A 14,409-nucleotide genomic window follows, 5' to 3' on the forward strand; every position below is an offset into this window, starting at 1 on the left:
CTTATTCGTTTTTAATATATATCAGAACTGGCTGTCCAGGAGGATTTCTGCATATGTCCTATATGGGTATGGGCTTTGAACTGCTCATACTTACGCAAGGCGATGCGGTAATTGTTGGTGCTGGTTTCCGGCAGCCACGGGGCAAGGTTTTCGTCGAGGAACCCTTCCTGCAGCAGGTCGTGAGAGATATTTTGTTCGGTCAGATGATTTCCGAGGCGGCGCAGGCGGACAACGTATTCACGTACCGTGCCGTGGCTCATTTCGGTCTGTTCGAATAAAAATTGTTTAAAACCGATAATGTCAAAAAAGTCGCTCTGCTCTTTGCAGTGCAAATCACCGCAAAAACGACACAGTGCCACCCACTCTTTTTTTTCCTGTTCCCACTCAGCTTCATTCAGCAAAGTGTCCAGTCGGGCGATGGCGATTTTATTCACAATTTGCCCGCGGCGAACCAACGTGATCCGGTCGAGCAGCTTAAAGCAATGGGCGCAATGCGTCTGGCTGTGTTTGAAATCTTTGAGGTAGCGGCTTAGAGGCCGTCTTTTTGATTGCTGCACCGTCATGAGAACTCCTGGTAGTCAATTCGTAATGCGGCATTGTTCAGGGGTAATAATGTACCCCTATAGCTTACCCAGCTTGGTGCGTAGACGTTTGATGGCCTGACTGTGCAACTGGCTGACCCGTGATTCCCCGACTTCCAGTACCGCGCCAATCTCTTTCAGATTCAGCTCTTCCTGGTAGTACAGCGTTAACACCAGCTTTTCGCGCTCCGGCAACGCCTCGATCGCGTCCATCACGCGCTGGCGGAGGTTACCCTCAAGTAGCTGTTGTAACGGGTTTTCCTGCTGATGTTCTTCCGTCACCAGCTCAATACTATCGCCATGCTCTTCCCGCCACTCGTCATAAGAGAAGAGCTGGCTGTTATTGGTATCAAGCAACATCTGACGATACTCTTGCACAGGAATAGCCAGACGCTCCGCCACTTCGGTTTCAGTCGCGTTACGCCCTAATTCCTGCTCCAGTTGTCCCATCGCCTGTGCCACTTCGCGAGCATTGCGCCGAACGCTACGCGGTACCCAGTCCCGGCTACGTAGTTCGTCCAGCATCGCTCCACGAATACGCTGCACTGCGTAAGTGGTAAATGCCGTTCCTTGCAAAGCGTCATATCGGTCAACTGCATTCAATAACCCGATGCCGCCCGCTTGTAGCAGGTCATCCAGTTCTACGCTCGCCGGCAAACGCACCTGAAGGCGCAATGCTTCGTGACGCACCAACGGTACATAACGCTGCCACAGCGAGTGTTTATCCATTACACCTTCAGCGGTATACAGTGAATTCACGATAAACAGCCCTGCGTTAAATGAGTTATCGGCATGATTATCCGTTTCTGCAGGGGTTTTAATCGGGTGAATAGTGGGTGAAATGGGGGGTTATTTAGGGGTTACGGGTAAAGCTAATTATAAAAAACCCCGCCGGAGCGGGGTTTGCGCAGTAAGCGTAAATTAACGCAGCAGAGACAGAACGTTCTGCGTGGTCTGGTTAGCCTGTGCCAGTACAGAAGTACCTGCCTGTTGCAGAATGTTTGCACGAGACATGTTGGACACTTCGGTCGCGTAGTCAGCATCTTCGATACGGCTACGGGCTTCAGACAGGTTGTTTACGGTGTTACCCAGGTTGGTAATGGTAGAGTTGAAACGGTTCTGTACCGCACCCAGGTCGGAACGCAGGTCAGCAACCTGAGCCAGCGCCGCGTCGATTTTCGCCAGCGGGCTATCTGTTTTCGCGGTAGCGACTTCGTTCAGCGCTGCACCAGATTTGAAATCGTGACCTTTCACGCTGGAGGCCAGGTACTGTTTGCCGTCAACAGTTGCCACTTCAGTTTTGCCGTTCACACCACCGAATTGGACAGCGGCTTTCTGGCCCACGCCTTTGTCATCAGTGTAATCAACTGTTTTAGCAGTGATTTTACCGGTTTTTGCATCGTAATCAGCAGCGTAGTATTTGCCGTTGTTTTCCAGTGCATACCCGCCATCAATAACTTTGCCGTTTTTGTCTTCAAAAGACATCTTAACCAGCGTGGTGTTACCCGCGGTAGCACCCGCAACACCAGCACCAACTAAAGCAGTTGCTGCTGCAGTAGTGTCTGGTTTAGTACCAGCAACATCCACAACCTGGTTCTTGGTAATTGTTGTGGTTTCAGCTTTGGTAATTGTGTTATCGATTGCACCAATGGTAACGGCAGTACCAGCTACAGTGGCCTTGTACATGCCATCAGCACCACCAGTGGTACCAGTAATGTTTACATAATAGTTACCGTCTTTAAATTCAACAGTTGCAGCACCACCAGTACCACCTGCAGCTGCAGTGATAGCAGCAGCATTAGGTGTGACTAAAGTATCTGTACCATCTTTATAGGTATCAGGAGTACCAACAGCAGTTGCTTTAGTGGTGTAAGCATCCTGCACACTCAGGCTGTCCAGACCCAGAGTTTTGGAGTTGATTTCTTTCAGGTTGATATCGATGGTTTCGCCATCGTTGGCACCGACCTGGATGGTCAGGGTGTTGTCTTTCGCCAGCACTTTCACGCCGTTGAACTGGGTCTGACCAGATACGCGGTCGATTTCGTTCAGACGCTGAGTGATTTCAGCCTGGATAGAGTCGAGGTCAGACTGGGAGTTGGTACCAGTAGAAGACTGAACCGCCAGCTCACGAACACGCTGCAGGTTGTTGTTGATTTCAGACAGAGAACCTTCAGTGGTCTGCGCGATGGAGATACCATCGTTGGCGTTACGGGACGCCTGAGTCAGACCTTTGATGTTAGAGGTGAAGCGGTTAGCAATCGCCTGACCAGCAGCATCATCTTTCGCGCTGTTGATACGCAGACCAGAGGACAGACGCTCGATAGCGGAGCTCAGGGAAGACTGAGATTTGTTCAGGTTATTCTGGGTCAACAGCGACAGGCTGTTTGTATTGATGACTTGTGCCATGATCTTTTCCTTATCAATTACAACTTGATGTTATTGGGCTGTTGCCCACGGTTTCTCACCGTAACCCTTGTATCGGCACCTTAATTTCGAACTTTAGAAAATTTTTACTTTCCGTCGTTTTTTTTCTTAGCCGCTGAAATACCCTCTATATGCACCACTATTCCGCGCATTATTTTTGCAAAACTATTATTAAACTTTGCGCGCAGATTGCCGATAAAGCGGTTAACTACTGTTTGCAATCACAAGGAATTAGGCATGCCTTCATTTACATCACTGGGCGTTGGTTCGAACTTACCGCTGGATACATTGCTGACAAACTTAACCACTGCTGAGAAAAAGCGTTTAACGCCAATTACCCAGCAGCAGAGCGCTAACACCTCGCGTCTGACCGCGTATGGCACGCTAAAAAGTGCATTAGAAAAATTTCAGACTGCGAATACCGCACTGAACAATGCCGATCTGTTTAAAAGCACCACTGCCACCAGCAGCACAGAAGATTTAAAAGTCAGCACCACCGCGGGCGCTGCTCCAGGTAAATACACCGTCAGCGTCACTCAACTGGCGCAGGCACAGTCATTATCGACTACGGCGAAAATTACCTCGACTAAAGAACAGTTGGGCGATACCAGCGTCGATGAACGTACGATTACGATTTCGCAACCGGGCCGTAAAGAGCCACTGGAAATCAAATTAGGCAAAGGCGAAACCTCACTGGAAGATATTCGCGATGCCATAAATGATGCCGACAGCGGTATTTCCGCAAGTCTGGTGAAGGTTAAAGAAGACGACTACCAGTTGGTGTTAACCGCAGAAAGCGGCACTGAAAGTGAAATGACCATCTCGGTGTCCAACGACGCAAAACTGAGCGATTTACTGTCCTATGACAGCAAAGCCGGCAGCGGGAAAATGAAACAGCTGGTCGGGGCGCAAAATGCGCAATTGACCGTCAACGGCATTGATATTGAACGTCAAAGCAATACCGTAACTGACGCTCCGCAGGGCATCACGCTCCAGCTGACCAAAGAAGTAAAAGATGCGTCTATCACGGTAACAAAAAGTGATGAAAAGGCCACCACGGCGATCAAGGCCTGGGTAGAAGCCTATAACTCACTGGTGGATACCTTTGGCACGCTGACGAAATATAAAGAAGTTGAACCGGGTGAAGCGGCCAGCGCCGATAACGGCGCGTTGCTGGGCGATAGCGTTCTCCGTACCATTCAAAACGGCATTCGTGCGCCATTTGCTAACAGCGGCAGCGAATCCCCGTTTAAAACCATGTCTGAGATTGGTATTACGCAGGACGGTGGTACCGGGAAATTAAAAATCGATGAAGAAAAGCTGGCTAAGGCACTGAAAGATAATACCGCTGCCACTCGCGAGCTGCTGGTTGGCGATGGCAAAGAGACCGGTATTACCACTAAGATTGCCACCGAAGTAAAAAGCTATCTGGCCGATGACGGCATTATCGATAATGCGCAAGACAATATTAACGCCAACCTGAAGCTGCTGACTAAACAGTATCTGACTGTCAGCAACAGTATTGATGAAGTCGTTGCTCGTTATAAAGCCCAGTTTACCCAACTGGATTCCATGATGAGTAAGCTGAACAGCACCAGTACGTATTTGGGGCAACAATTTTCAGCGATGAATAATTCCTGATAACACGAGGTAAGCATGTATACCGCGAGCGGTACCAAAGCCTATGCACAGGTCAGCGTGGAAAGCGCCGTAATGAGCGCCAATCCACATCAGCTGATTGAAATGTTGTTTGATGGCGCCAACAGCGCCCTGGTGCGCGCTCGCCTGTTTATGCAGCAAGGTGATATCGTCGCCAAAGGTGAAGCGTTAAGTAAAGCCATCAATATTATTGATAATGGCCTGAAAGCCGGCCTGGACCACGAAAAAGGGGGAGAACTCGCCACCCATCTCTCTTCATTGTATGACTATATGGTTCGCCGCTTACTGCACGCTAATCTGAATAATGATTGTCAAGCCATTGAAGAAGTCGAAGGGTTACTCGGCAACATTGCGGATGCCTGGAAACAGATCTCACCGAACGCGTCGTCCCAGGAGTCTCGTTAATGACCTCAGCCGTGGAGTTTATCAACCGTTGGCAGCGCATCGCGCTACTCAGTCACTCGCTGCTGGAACTGGCGCAGCGTGGTGAATGGGACCTTTTACTGGAACAGGAAGTTACCTATCTGCAAAGTATTGAAGTGGTCATGGAAGAGCAAACTCCACCAGGCATTACGCGAAGTATTCAGGACTTAGTGGCCGGGTACATTAAACAGACGCTGGATAACGAACAACTGCTCAAAACATTGTTGCAGCAGCGCCTGGATGAACTCAGCAATCTCATCGGTCAGTCGACGCGCCAAAAGACGCTGAATAACGCCTATGGTCGTCTTTCCGGCATGCTGTTAGTCCCCGACGCCCCCACTGCCCCACAATAATTTCCCGTCTCGTCTGAATTATCTTCCATACTCCAGAGGTCGGCCAAACGACTTCTGGAGCACGGAAGATGAAAAATCCCACGTTATTGCAGTATTTTCACTGGTATTACCCTGAGGGCGGTCAACTCTGGCCCGAACTTGCCGAACGCGCAGGCGGACTCAATGACATCGGCATCAATATGGTGTGGTTACCTCCCGCCTATAAAGGCGCATCCGGCGGCTACTCCGTTGGCTACGACTCCTACGATTTGTTTGATCTGGGCGAATTCGACCAAAAGGGAACCGTCGCCACCAAATACGGCGATAAAAACCAGCTGCTGGCGGCGATAGACGCGCTAAAACACAATGATATTGCCGTCCTGCTCGACGTGGTGGTCAACCACAAAATGGGCGCGGATGAGAAAGAGAATATCCGCGTTCAGCGGGTTAACGCCGACGATCGCACGCAAATAGACGATGAGATAGTAGAATGCGAAGGCTGGACGCGTTACACCTTCCCTGCCCGCGCAGGCCAGTACTCGCAATTCATTTGGGACTTTAAATGTTTCAGCGGCATTGACCATATCGAAAATCCAACCGAAGACGGCATTTTTAAAATCGTTAACGACTACACCGGGGAAGGCTGGAACGATCAGGTTGATGATGAGTTGGGTAATTTTGATTATCTGATGGGAGAGAACATCGATTTCCGTAATCACGCGGTTACCGAGGAGATCAAATACTGGGCTCGCTGGGTAATGGAGCAAACCCAGTGCGACGGTTTTCGCTTAGATGCCGTGAAACATATTCCGGCATGGTTTTATAAAGAGTGGATCGAGCACGTACAGGAAGTCGCTCCCAGGCCACTGTTTATCGTCGCGGAATACTGGTCCCACGAGGTCGATAAGCTACAAACCTACATTAATCAGGTGGAGGGGAAAACCATGTTGTTCGATGCCCCTTTGCAGATGAAATTCCACGAAGCCTCCCGTCAGGGTCGTGATTACGACATGAGCCAGATTTTCACCGACACGTTAGTGGAGGCCGATCCCTTTCATGCCGTAACGCTGGTGGCCAACCACGACACTCAGCCCTTACAGGCACTCGAAGCCCCTGTCGAGCCGTGGTTTAAGCCGCTGGCCTATGCGTTGATCCTGTTACGAGAAAACGGCGTGCCGTCGGTGTTTTATCCTGACCTCTACGGAGCGCATTACGAAGACACTGGCGGAGATGGCGAAACCTATCCTATCGACATGCCGATCATCGAGCAGCTTGATGAACTGATCCTCGCGCGCCAACGCTTCGCGCACGGGGTACAGACGCTCTTTTTCGATCATCCTAACTGTATTGCTTTTAGCCGCAGCGGAACGGAAGAAGATCCCGGCTGTGTGGTGGTCCTGTCTAACGGCGATGATGGCGAAAAGACCATCAATCTCGGCGCGAATTACGGCAATAAAACCTGGCGTGACTATCTGGGAAATCGCGAAGAAAGCGTGGTCACCGATGAAAACGGTGAAGCAACGTTTTTCTGTAACGGCGGTAGCGTCAGCGTGTGGGTAATTGAGGACGTGTTGTAAAACTTAACCCCGGTGGCCGTTGGCTACCGGGGCGTATAACTTATGGCAGTGGCGTGGCCAGCGGCGTTTTCTTTAACGCGTCAGCACATTCCTGCGTCGGGCGATCGACCCGCTGCAGCGTCATACCGTCATATTCCAGCGTATTGCCTTCCCGCTCAATCTCATACAGCTCGCGTTTCACCGTCACGTTGGTGAGATCGCCTGAAATCATCGTCAGTTTCCCCGGCAGGGCAATGACCCGCTGCCACTGGCGACAATCCAGCGTATCGCCCTCTTTTGTTACCACCAGGCTGGCAATCGCTTCCGGGCTGACCAGGCTGCGTTGCGGACCTTTTGACTGCCAGTATCCTTCCAGACCGGCTGGCGCTGGCGTTTTCACCACGTCGTTATAATTTTCTACTTCGGCGCATCCGGTAAGCGCCAGAAATACACCAACGATTGCTAATTTTTTCATCATTCATCCTGCATGCGAAGAAAATGGGATTGTGGCATTAAAGGCCTGATGCCGCCAGCCTTTCGGCTGCGTTGAGAAAGATTGATCCAGACGGTATTACCTCTTATTACTCATAGTCAAAAATTCTGATCGGTGTAGTATCCACACTTCTTGTTACATACCTTCTGAGTTCAGAGGCAAAACGCATGTCATGGCAACACTTCAAACAGGCCTGGTTAATTAAATTTTGGGCCCCCGCCCCTGCGGTCATCGCAGCGGGTATTCTCTCTACTTATTATTTCGGCATTACGGGAACCTTCTGGGCCGTGACCGGCGAATTCACGCGCTGGGGTGGTCAAATCCTGCAACTGTTTGGCGTGCATGCCGAAGAGTGGGGATACTACAAACTGATCCATCTCGAAGGCTCGCCCCTGACCCGCATTGACGGGATGATGATCCTCGGCATGTTTGGTGGCTGTTTTGCTGCCGCGCTGTGGGCAAACAACGTCAAATTACGCATGCCGCGCAGTCGGGTGCGCATTATGCAGGCGATAGTCGGCGGGATGATCGCCGGTTTCGGTGCCCGACTGGCAATGGGCTGTAACCTGGCCGCATTCTTCACCGGCATTCCGCAGTTCTCGCTACACGCCTGGTTTTTCGCACTGGCAACGGCTATTGGCTCGTGGTTTGGCGCACGCTTTACCCTGCTGCCGATGTTCCGTATTCCGGTCAAAATGCAGAAAGTCTCCGCCGCTTCACCGTTGACGCAAAAACCGGACCAGGCCCGTCGCCGTTTTCGCCTCGGCATGCTGGTGTTTATCGCCATGATCGGCTGGGCGCTACTCACCGCAATGGATAAACCCAAGCTCGGTCTGGCTATGCTGTTTGGCGTCGGGTTTGGTCTGCTGATTGAACGGGCGCAGATCTGCTTCACCTCCGCCTTCCGCGACCTGTGGATTTCCGGTCGTACCCATATGGCAAAAGCGATCATCTTCGGGATGGCGGTCAGCGCCATCGGTATCTTTAGCTACGTGCAACTTGGCGTTGAGCCTAAAATCATGTGGGCGGGTCCAAATGCGGTGATCGGCGGCTTGCTTTTCGGCTTCGGTATTGTTTTAGCGGGCGGGTGTGAAACCGGCTGGATGTACCGCGCCGTTGAAGGTCAGGTACATTACTGGTGGGTTGGTCTGGGCAACGTAATTGGCTCGACCATTCTGGCCTACTACTGGGATGATTTTGCTCCCGCGCTTGCCACCAACTGGGACAAAGTGAATCTGCTTAACACCTTCGGCCCGCTCGGTGGTCTGCTGGTGACCTATCTGCTGTTATTTGCCGCGCTGATGCTGATTATCGGCTGGGAAAAACGTTTCTTCCGTCGCGCAGGGCTGACGCCTGCCAAGGAGTCTGTATGAAAAATATCGTGCCTGATTATCGCCTCGATATGGTCGGCGAACCGTGCCCGTACCCGGCTGTAGCCACGCTGGAAGCGATGCCGCAATTGAAGAAAGGTGAAATTCTGGAAGTGGTGAGCGATTGCCCGCAGTCAATCAACAATATTCCACTGGATGCGCGTAATCACGGTTATACGGTGCTGGATATTCAGCAGGATGGCCCAACGATCCGCTATTTGATTCAGAAATAACTCGTTGCCGGATGGCGCTGCGCTTATCCGGCAAACATTCTCTGCACGCAGTCTCTACACCTGCATCGACATCACTTCCTGATACGCCGACACCAGTTTATTACGCACCTGAATACCCATCTGCATCGATACCGACGCTTTTTGCATATCGGTCATCACATCATTCAGCGCAATACCCGGTTCACCGAGGGTAAATTTCTCAGCCTGCACACGGGATGCGGTTTGCACATCGCTGATCCTGTCTAACGCTGCATGCAGTTGACCGGCAAAACTCACGGTCGGTTGTGGCTGCAAATCCTGCATTTTTGCTGACATCGCCGTGGTCTGTAGCTGGCTGATGACCCCTTCAATCCCCTGTATTGCCGACATTCTGATCCCCTGGATGATTTTTTACGTAGTTGAGATTACCAGTTAGTCAATAAGATAAAGGCGTTAAATAACGATAAAAAACCACGGTTTTTAACGCATAGAAAAATTCGAAACCGCAAATAATGAGACCGTCAATTTTTCGAGTTTGCTGACCCGGGAGTGAGTCTTGTTCCACTTTGCAAAAAACGCCGTCCACGATAAGCCACGAGGTGCGAGATGAGTGCGACAGCATCGACTGCAACCCAGCTTAAACCTCTCGAGTGGTTAAACCGCCTGCGCGCGAATCCCAGAATTCCTCTGATTGTGGCGGGAGCCGCTGCCGTCGCTATCATCGTGGCGATGGTCCTGTGGGCCAAAGCGCCTGACTACCGCACGCTGTTCAGCAATCTTTCCGATCAGGATGGTGGCGCGATTGTCACCCAACTGACGCAGATGAACGTTCCCTACCGTTTTACTGAGGGAAGCGGCGCCATTGAAGTTCCTGCCGATAAAGTCCACGAACTGCGCTTACGTCTGGCGCAACAAGGCCTGCCGAAAGGCGGTGCGGTGGGCTTTGAACTGCTGGATCAGGAAAAGTTTGGTATCAGCCAGTTTAGCGAGCAGGTCAACTACCAGCGTGCGCTGGAAGGTGAATTAGCCCGTACCATTGAAACGCTGGGACCGGTAAAACGCGCCCGCGTGCATCTGGCAATGCCGAAACCGTCGCTGTTTGTGCGTGAACAAAAAGCGCCTTCAGCCTCCGTCACCGTCAATCTCGAGCCGGGCCGCGCCCTCGATGAAGGTCAGATCAGTGCGGTCACGCATTTGGTCTCCAGCGCTGTTGCAGGCTTACCTCCGGGCAACGTTACGCTGGTCGACCAGGCGGGTCACCTGTTAACTCAGTCGAACACCAGCAGCCGCGATCTTAACGATGCGCAACTGAAATACGCCAGCGATGTTGAGGGCCGCGTTCAGCGTCGTATCGAATCGATCCTGTCGCCGATTGTCGGCAACGGTAATGTACACGCGCAGGTCACCGCACAGCTGGATTTTGCCAACAAAGAGCAAACCGAAGAGCAGTATCGTCCAAACGGTGATGAGTCCCAGGCCGTGCTGCGTTCACGTCAGTTGAACGTCAGCGAACAGGTTGGTAGCGGAGCGCCAGGCGGCGTCCCGGGCGCATTGTCTAATCAGCCTGCTCCGGCAAATACCGCGCCAATCGCCAACCCACCAGCTAATCAGCAAAACGCGCAAAATACGCAAAACCCGCAAACGGCGAATAACAGCAATAATGCCGGCCCGCGCAGTACGCAGCGCAATGAAACCAGCAACTATGAAGTCGACCGTACCATTCGCCACACCAAAATGAACGTTGGCGATGTACAGCGTCTCTCGGTGGCAGTAGTCGTCAACTATAAAACCTTGCCAGACGGCAAACCGTTGCCGTTAACCGCCGAGCAGATGAAACAGATTGAGGATCTGACCCGCGAAGCGATGGGCTTCTCCGACAAGCGTGGCGATACCCTGAACGTGGTGAACTCTCCCTTCACGGCGACCGACGATTCCATTGGCGAGCTACCGTTCTGGAAACAGCAGTCCTTTATTGATCAGTTAATGTCCGCAGGTCGTTGGTTACTGGTTCTGTTAGTCGCCTGGATCCTGTGGCGAAAAGCTGTTCGCCCGCAGTTGGTTCGTCGCAGCGAAGAAGCAAAAGCCGTTCAAGAGAAAACGCGTATCCGTCAGGAAACCGAAGAAGCGGTTGAAGTTCGACTTAGCAAAGACGAACAAACCCAGCAGCGTCGAACTAATCAGCGTCTGGGTGCAGAAGTCATGAGTCAGCGTATTCGTGAAATGTCAGATAACGATCCGCGCGTCGTGGCGCTGGTCATTCGCCAGTGGATGAGTAACGATCATGAGTAATGCCCTTACCGGTACCGATAAAAGCGTCATCCTGCTGATGACCATTGGCGAAGATCGCGCGGCGGAGGTGTTTAAGCACCTTTCCACGCGCGAAGTTCAGGCGCTCAGTACAGCGATGGCGAACGTACGCCAGATCTCCAACAAACAGTTGACGGAAGTGCTGGCCGAGTTTGAGCAAGAAGCAGAACAGTTTGCCGCACTGAATATCAACGCCAACGAATATCTACGCTCCGTGCTGGTGAAAGCGCTTGGCGAGGAACGTGCCTCCAGCCTGCTGGAAGATATTCTGGAAACCCGCGATACCACCAGCGGCATTGAAACGCTCAACTTTATGGAGCCGCAAAGCGCCGCCGACCTTATCCGCGACGAGCATCCGCAGATTATCGCCACCATTCTGGTGCACCTCAAACGAGGTCAGGCTGCCGATATTCTGGCGCTGTTTGACGAACGTTTACGTCATGACGTCATGCTGCGTATCGCCACATTCGGTGGCGTACAGCCTGCCGCGCTGGCAGAACTGACCGAGGTACTCAACGGTCTGCTCGATGGCCAGAACCTCAAGCGCAGCAAAATGGGCGGCGTGAGAACGGCGGCAGAAATTATCAACCTGATGAAAACCCAGCAGGAAGAAGCCGTTATTACCGCCGTACGCGAATTCGACGGCGAACTGGCACAGAAAATTATCGACGAGATGTTCCTGTTCGAAAACCTGGTGGACGTCGACGATCGCAGCATCCAGCGCCTGCTGCAGGAAGTGGATTCCGAATCGCTGCTGATTGCCCTGAAAGGTGCCGAACAGCCGCTGCGCGAGAAGTTCCTGCGCAACATGTCGCAACGTGCTGCCGATATTCTGCGCGACGACCTCGCCAACCGCGGTCCGGTGCGTTTGTCGCAAGTGGAAAACGAACAGAAAGCCATTCTGCTTATTGTGCGTCGTCTGGCGGAAACCGGCGAGATGGTGATAGGCAGCGGCGAGGATACCTATGTCTAACGAACTGCCATGGAAAGTCTGGACCCCGGACGATCTCGCCCCACCAATGGCGGAGTTCATACTGGCCGACCACAGCGAAACGCCGCTGTCAGAAGAGTCCGACGAGCCGGAACTCTCTGCAGAGCAACAGCTTGAGCAGCAGCTCGCACAGTTGCAAATGCAAGCCCATGAGCAAGGCTATAACGCGGGCCTGGCGGAAGGTCGACAAAAGGGCCACGAACAAGGTTATCAGGAAGGTCTGAACCAGGGACTGGAGCAAGGTCAGAGCCAGGCGCGCGCTCAGCATGCGCCGATTCATGCCCGCATGCAGCAGTTGGTGAGCGAATTTCAGAATACGCTGGACGCACTGGACAGCGTTATCGCCTCACGCCTGATGCAAATGGCGCTGGAAGCCGCGCGTCAGGTGATTGGTCAGACGCCAATCGTGGATAACGCGGCGTTGATTAAGCAAATCCAACAGCTGTTGCAGCAGGAGCCGTTGTTTAGCGGTAAACCGCAATTGCGTGTGCATCCGGACGATCTCCAGCGTGTGGAGGAGATGCTCGGTGCGACCCTCAGCCTGCACGGCTGGCGGTTGCGCGGCGATCCGACGCTGCATCACGGCGGTTGTAAAGTCTCAGCCGACGAAGGCGATCTGGATGCCAGCGTCGCCACGCGTTGGCAAGAACTCTGCCGTCTGGCAGCGCCGGGAGTCGTGTAATGACTACTCGCCTGACTCGCTGGCTCAATACACTGGACAACTTCGAAGAGAAAATGTCGCTACTGCCTGCGGTGCGCCGTTACGGTCGACTGACCCGTGCCACCGGGCTGGTGCTGGAGGCCACGGGATTACAATTGCCGCTCGGCGCCACCTGCGTTATTGAGCGTCAGGACGGCAACGAAACCCAGGAAGTCGAAAGTGAAGTTGTGGGCTTTAACGGTCAGCGTCTGTTTCTGATGCCGCTCGAAGAGGTCGAAGGCGTTTTGCCTGGCGCGCGCGTGTACGCAAAGAACATTGCTGGCGAAGGTCTGCAAAGCGGCAAGCAATTACCGCTTGGCCCTGCACTGCTCGGGCGGGTGCTAGACGGTAGCGGCAAACCGCTCGACGGACTGCCCGCCCCGGATACCACCGAAACTGGGGCGTTGATTACGCCGCCGTTTAACCCGCTCCAACGTACCGCGATTGAGCACGTACTGGATACCGGCGTACGTCCCATCAACGCGTTGTTAACCGTTGGTCGCGGCCAGCGTATGGGACTTTTCGCAGGCTCCGGCGTTGGTAAAAGCGTTCTGCTCGGCATGATGGCGCGCTATACCCAGGCCGATGTTATCGTCGTGGGCCTGATTGGCGAACGTGGCCGTGAAGTTAAAGATTTCATTGAAAATATCCTCGGAGCCGACGGTCGCGCACGCTCGGTGGTGATTGCCGCTCCGGCAGATGTCTCGCCGCTATTACGTATGCAAGGCGCGGCCTATGCTACGCGTATTGCTGAAGATTTCCGCGATCGTGGACAGCACGTATTGCTGATTATGGACTCCCTCACCCGCTACGCGATGGCGCAACGTGAGATAGCCCTGGCGATCGGCGAGCCGCCGGCAACCAAAGGTTATCCCCCTTCAGTATTCGCCAAATTACCGGCGCTGGTTGAACGTGCCGGGAACGGTATTCACGGCGGCGGTTCAGTTACCGCGTTTTATACGGTACTGACCGAGGGTGACGACCAGCAGGACCCCATTGCGGATTCCGCGCGCGCGATTCTGGACGGCCACATTGTGCTGTCACGTCATCTGGCTGAGGCGGGTCACTATCCGGCCATCGATATTGAAGCCTCGATCAGCCGCGCTATGACCGCGCTCATTAGTGAACAACACTATGCGCGGGTGCGTAACTTTAAACAGTTGCTATCCAGCTTCCAGCGCAACCGCGATCTGGTTAGCGTGGGGGCGTATGCCAAAGGCAGCGATCCCATGCTGGATAAAGCCATCGCCTTATGGCCGCAACTGGAAGCGTTCTTACAGCAAGGCATCTTTGAACGGGCTGACTGGGAAGATTCTCTGCAAGCTTTAGAACTGATTTTCCCTGGTGTGTGATTAAGCAGG

The 14,409-nt window shown here is 53.0% G+C and carries 15 protein-coding genes; 10 read left to right on the forward strand and 5 right to left on the reverse strand.

Features of this window, described 5'->3' with window-relative positions:
• Positions 1 to 11 precede the first annotated feature (11 nt).
• The 3 genes from fliZ to OGV94_RS07510 form a co-directional block, all read right to left on the reverse strand.
• Positions 12 to 563 (reverse strand): flagella biosynthesis regulatory protein FliZ, encoded by a 552-nt coding sequence (gene fliZ / locus OGV94_RS07500; RefSeq protein WP_043016774.1) that lies wholly within the window; start codon positions 561 to 563, stop codon positions 12 to 14.
• A gap of 57 nt (positions 564 to 620) precedes the next feature.
• Positions 621 to 1,340 (reverse strand): RNA polymerase sigma factor FliA, encoded by a 720-nt coding sequence (gene fliA, locus OGV94_RS07505; RefSeq protein WP_016153479.1) that lies wholly within the window; start codon positions 1,338 to 1,340, stop codon positions 621 to 623.
• A gap of 162 nt (positions 1,341 to 1,502) precedes the next feature.
• Entirely contained in the window at positions 1,503 to 2,987 is a 1,485-nt protein-coding gene (locus OGV94_RS07510; RefSeq protein ID WP_181231305.1) for a FliC/FljB family flagellin, read from the reverse strand.
• Between the two features lie 255 nt (positions 2,988 to 3,242).
• Here OGV94_RS07510 and fliD point away from each other — a divergent pair, with 255 nt between their 5' ends.
• From fliD to amyA, 4 genes are all read left to right on the forward strand, one after another.
• Complete coding sequence (gene fliD, locus OGV94_RS07515; RefSeq protein ID WP_043016777.1) at positions 3,243 to 4,646, forward strand: flagellar filament capping protein FliD; 1,404 nt, start codon at positions 3,243 to 3,245, stop codon at positions 4,644 to 4,646.
• 15 nt (positions 4,647 to 4,661) lie between these two features.
• Positions 4,662 to 5,069 carry a flagellar export chaperone FliS gene (gene fliS, locus OGV94_RS07520; protein WP_043016778.1) on the forward strand — a complete coding sequence of 136 codons (408 nt, stop codon included), beginning with the start codon at positions 4,662 to 4,664 and terminating at the stop codon, positions 5,067 to 5,069.
• Positions 5,069 to 5,440, forward strand: a complete 372-nt coding sequence (gene fliT, locus OGV94_RS07525) for a flagella biosynthesis regulatory protein FliT (RefSeq protein ID WP_003030458.1) — start codon at positions 5,069 to 5,071, stop codon at positions 5,438 to 5,440. Before fliS ends, fliT begins: the two co-directional genes overlap by 1 nt.
• A 68-nt stretch (positions 5,441 to 5,508) precedes the next feature.
• Positions 5,509 to 6,996 carry an alpha-amylase gene (gene amyA, locus OGV94_RS07530; protein WP_221922752.1) on the forward strand — a complete coding sequence of 496 codons (1,488 nt, stop codon included), beginning with the start codon at positions 5,509 to 5,511 and terminating at the stop codon, positions 6,994 to 6,996.
• Positions 6,997 to 7,036: 40 nt separating this feature from the next.
• On the opposite strand, the gene yedD is transcribed toward amyA, so the two are convergent.
• A complete protein-coding gene (gene yedD, locus OGV94_RS07535) occupies positions 7,037 to 7,450 on the reverse strand; it encodes a lipoprotein YedD (protein WP_043016780.1) in 414 nt (137 codons plus the stop codon).
• 164 nt (positions 7,451 to 7,614) lie between these two features.
• Here yedD and yedE point away from each other — a divergent pair, with 164 nt between their 5' ends.
• The gene (yedE, locus tag OGV94_RS07540; RefSeq protein WP_370867271.1) at positions 7,615 to 8,841 is read left to right on the forward strand and encodes a selenium metabolism membrane protein YedE/FdhT; all 1,227 of its coding nucleotides are present in this window, start codon (positions 7,615 to 7,617) and stop codon (positions 8,839 to 8,841) included.
• Positions 8,838 to 9,071, forward strand: coding sequence for a sulfurtransferase-like selenium metabolism protein YedF (yedF, locus tag OGV94_RS07545; RefSeq protein ID WP_000790504.1), 234 nt, complete (start codon positions 8,838 to 8,840; stop codon positions 9,069 to 9,071). Before yedE ends, yedF begins: the two co-directional genes overlap by 4 nt.
• A gap of 54 nt (positions 9,072 to 9,125) precedes the next feature.
• Here the strand turns inward: yedF and fliE are convergent, their stop codons facing one another.
• Complete coding sequence (gene fliE / locus OGV94_RS07550) at positions 9,126 to 9,440, reverse strand: flagellar hook-basal body complex protein FliE (RefSeq protein WP_043016782.1); 315 nt, start codon at positions 9,438 to 9,440, stop codon at positions 9,126 to 9,128.
• 216 nt (positions 9,441 to 9,656) lie between these two features.
• Between fliE and fliF the strand changes: the two genes are divergently transcribed.
• Genes fliF through fliI form a run of 4 tightly spaced genes read left to right on the forward strand, consistent with a single transcriptional unit; the run spans position 9,657 to position 14,400 of the window.
• Positions 9,657 to 11,339 carry a flagellar basal-body MS-ring/collar protein FliF gene (gene fliF / locus OGV94_RS07555; protein WP_047410437.1) on the forward strand — a complete coding sequence of 561 codons (1,683 nt, stop codon included), beginning with the start codon at positions 9,657 to 9,659 and terminating at the stop codon, positions 11,337 to 11,339.
• Positions 11,332 to 12,330 (forward strand): flagellar motor switch protein FliG, encoded by a 999-nt coding sequence (gene fliG, locus OGV94_RS07560; RefSeq protein WP_003030443.1) that lies wholly within the window; start codon positions 11,332 to 11,334, stop codon positions 12,328 to 12,330. Before fliF ends, fliG begins: the two co-directional genes overlap by 8 nt.
• Positions 12,323 to 13,030, forward strand: a complete 708-nt coding sequence (gene fliH, locus OGV94_RS07565; protein ID WP_043016784.1) for a flagellar assembly protein FliH — start codon at positions 12,323 to 12,325, stop codon at positions 13,028 to 13,030. The genes fliG and fliH overlap by 8 nt, the downstream gene beginning before the upstream one ends.
• On the forward strand, positions 13,030 to 14,400 hold the full coding sequence (gene fliI, locus OGV94_RS07570; RefSeq protein WP_047410431.1) for a flagellar protein export ATPase FliI: 1,371 nt from the start codon (positions 13,030 to 13,032) through the stop codon (positions 14,398 to 14,400). The genes fliH and fliI overlap by 1 nt, the downstream gene beginning before the upstream one ends.
• The last annotated feature ends 9 nt before the right edge of the window (positions 14,401 to 14,409 follow it).

Origin of the sequence: Citrobacter sp. Ce006, from assembly GCF_030336535.1 — a bacterium.
In the GTDB taxonomy this organism is placed as follows: domain Bacteria; phylum Pseudomonadota; class Gammaproteobacteria; order Enterobacterales; family Enterobacteriaceae; genus Citrobacter; species Citrobacter europaeus.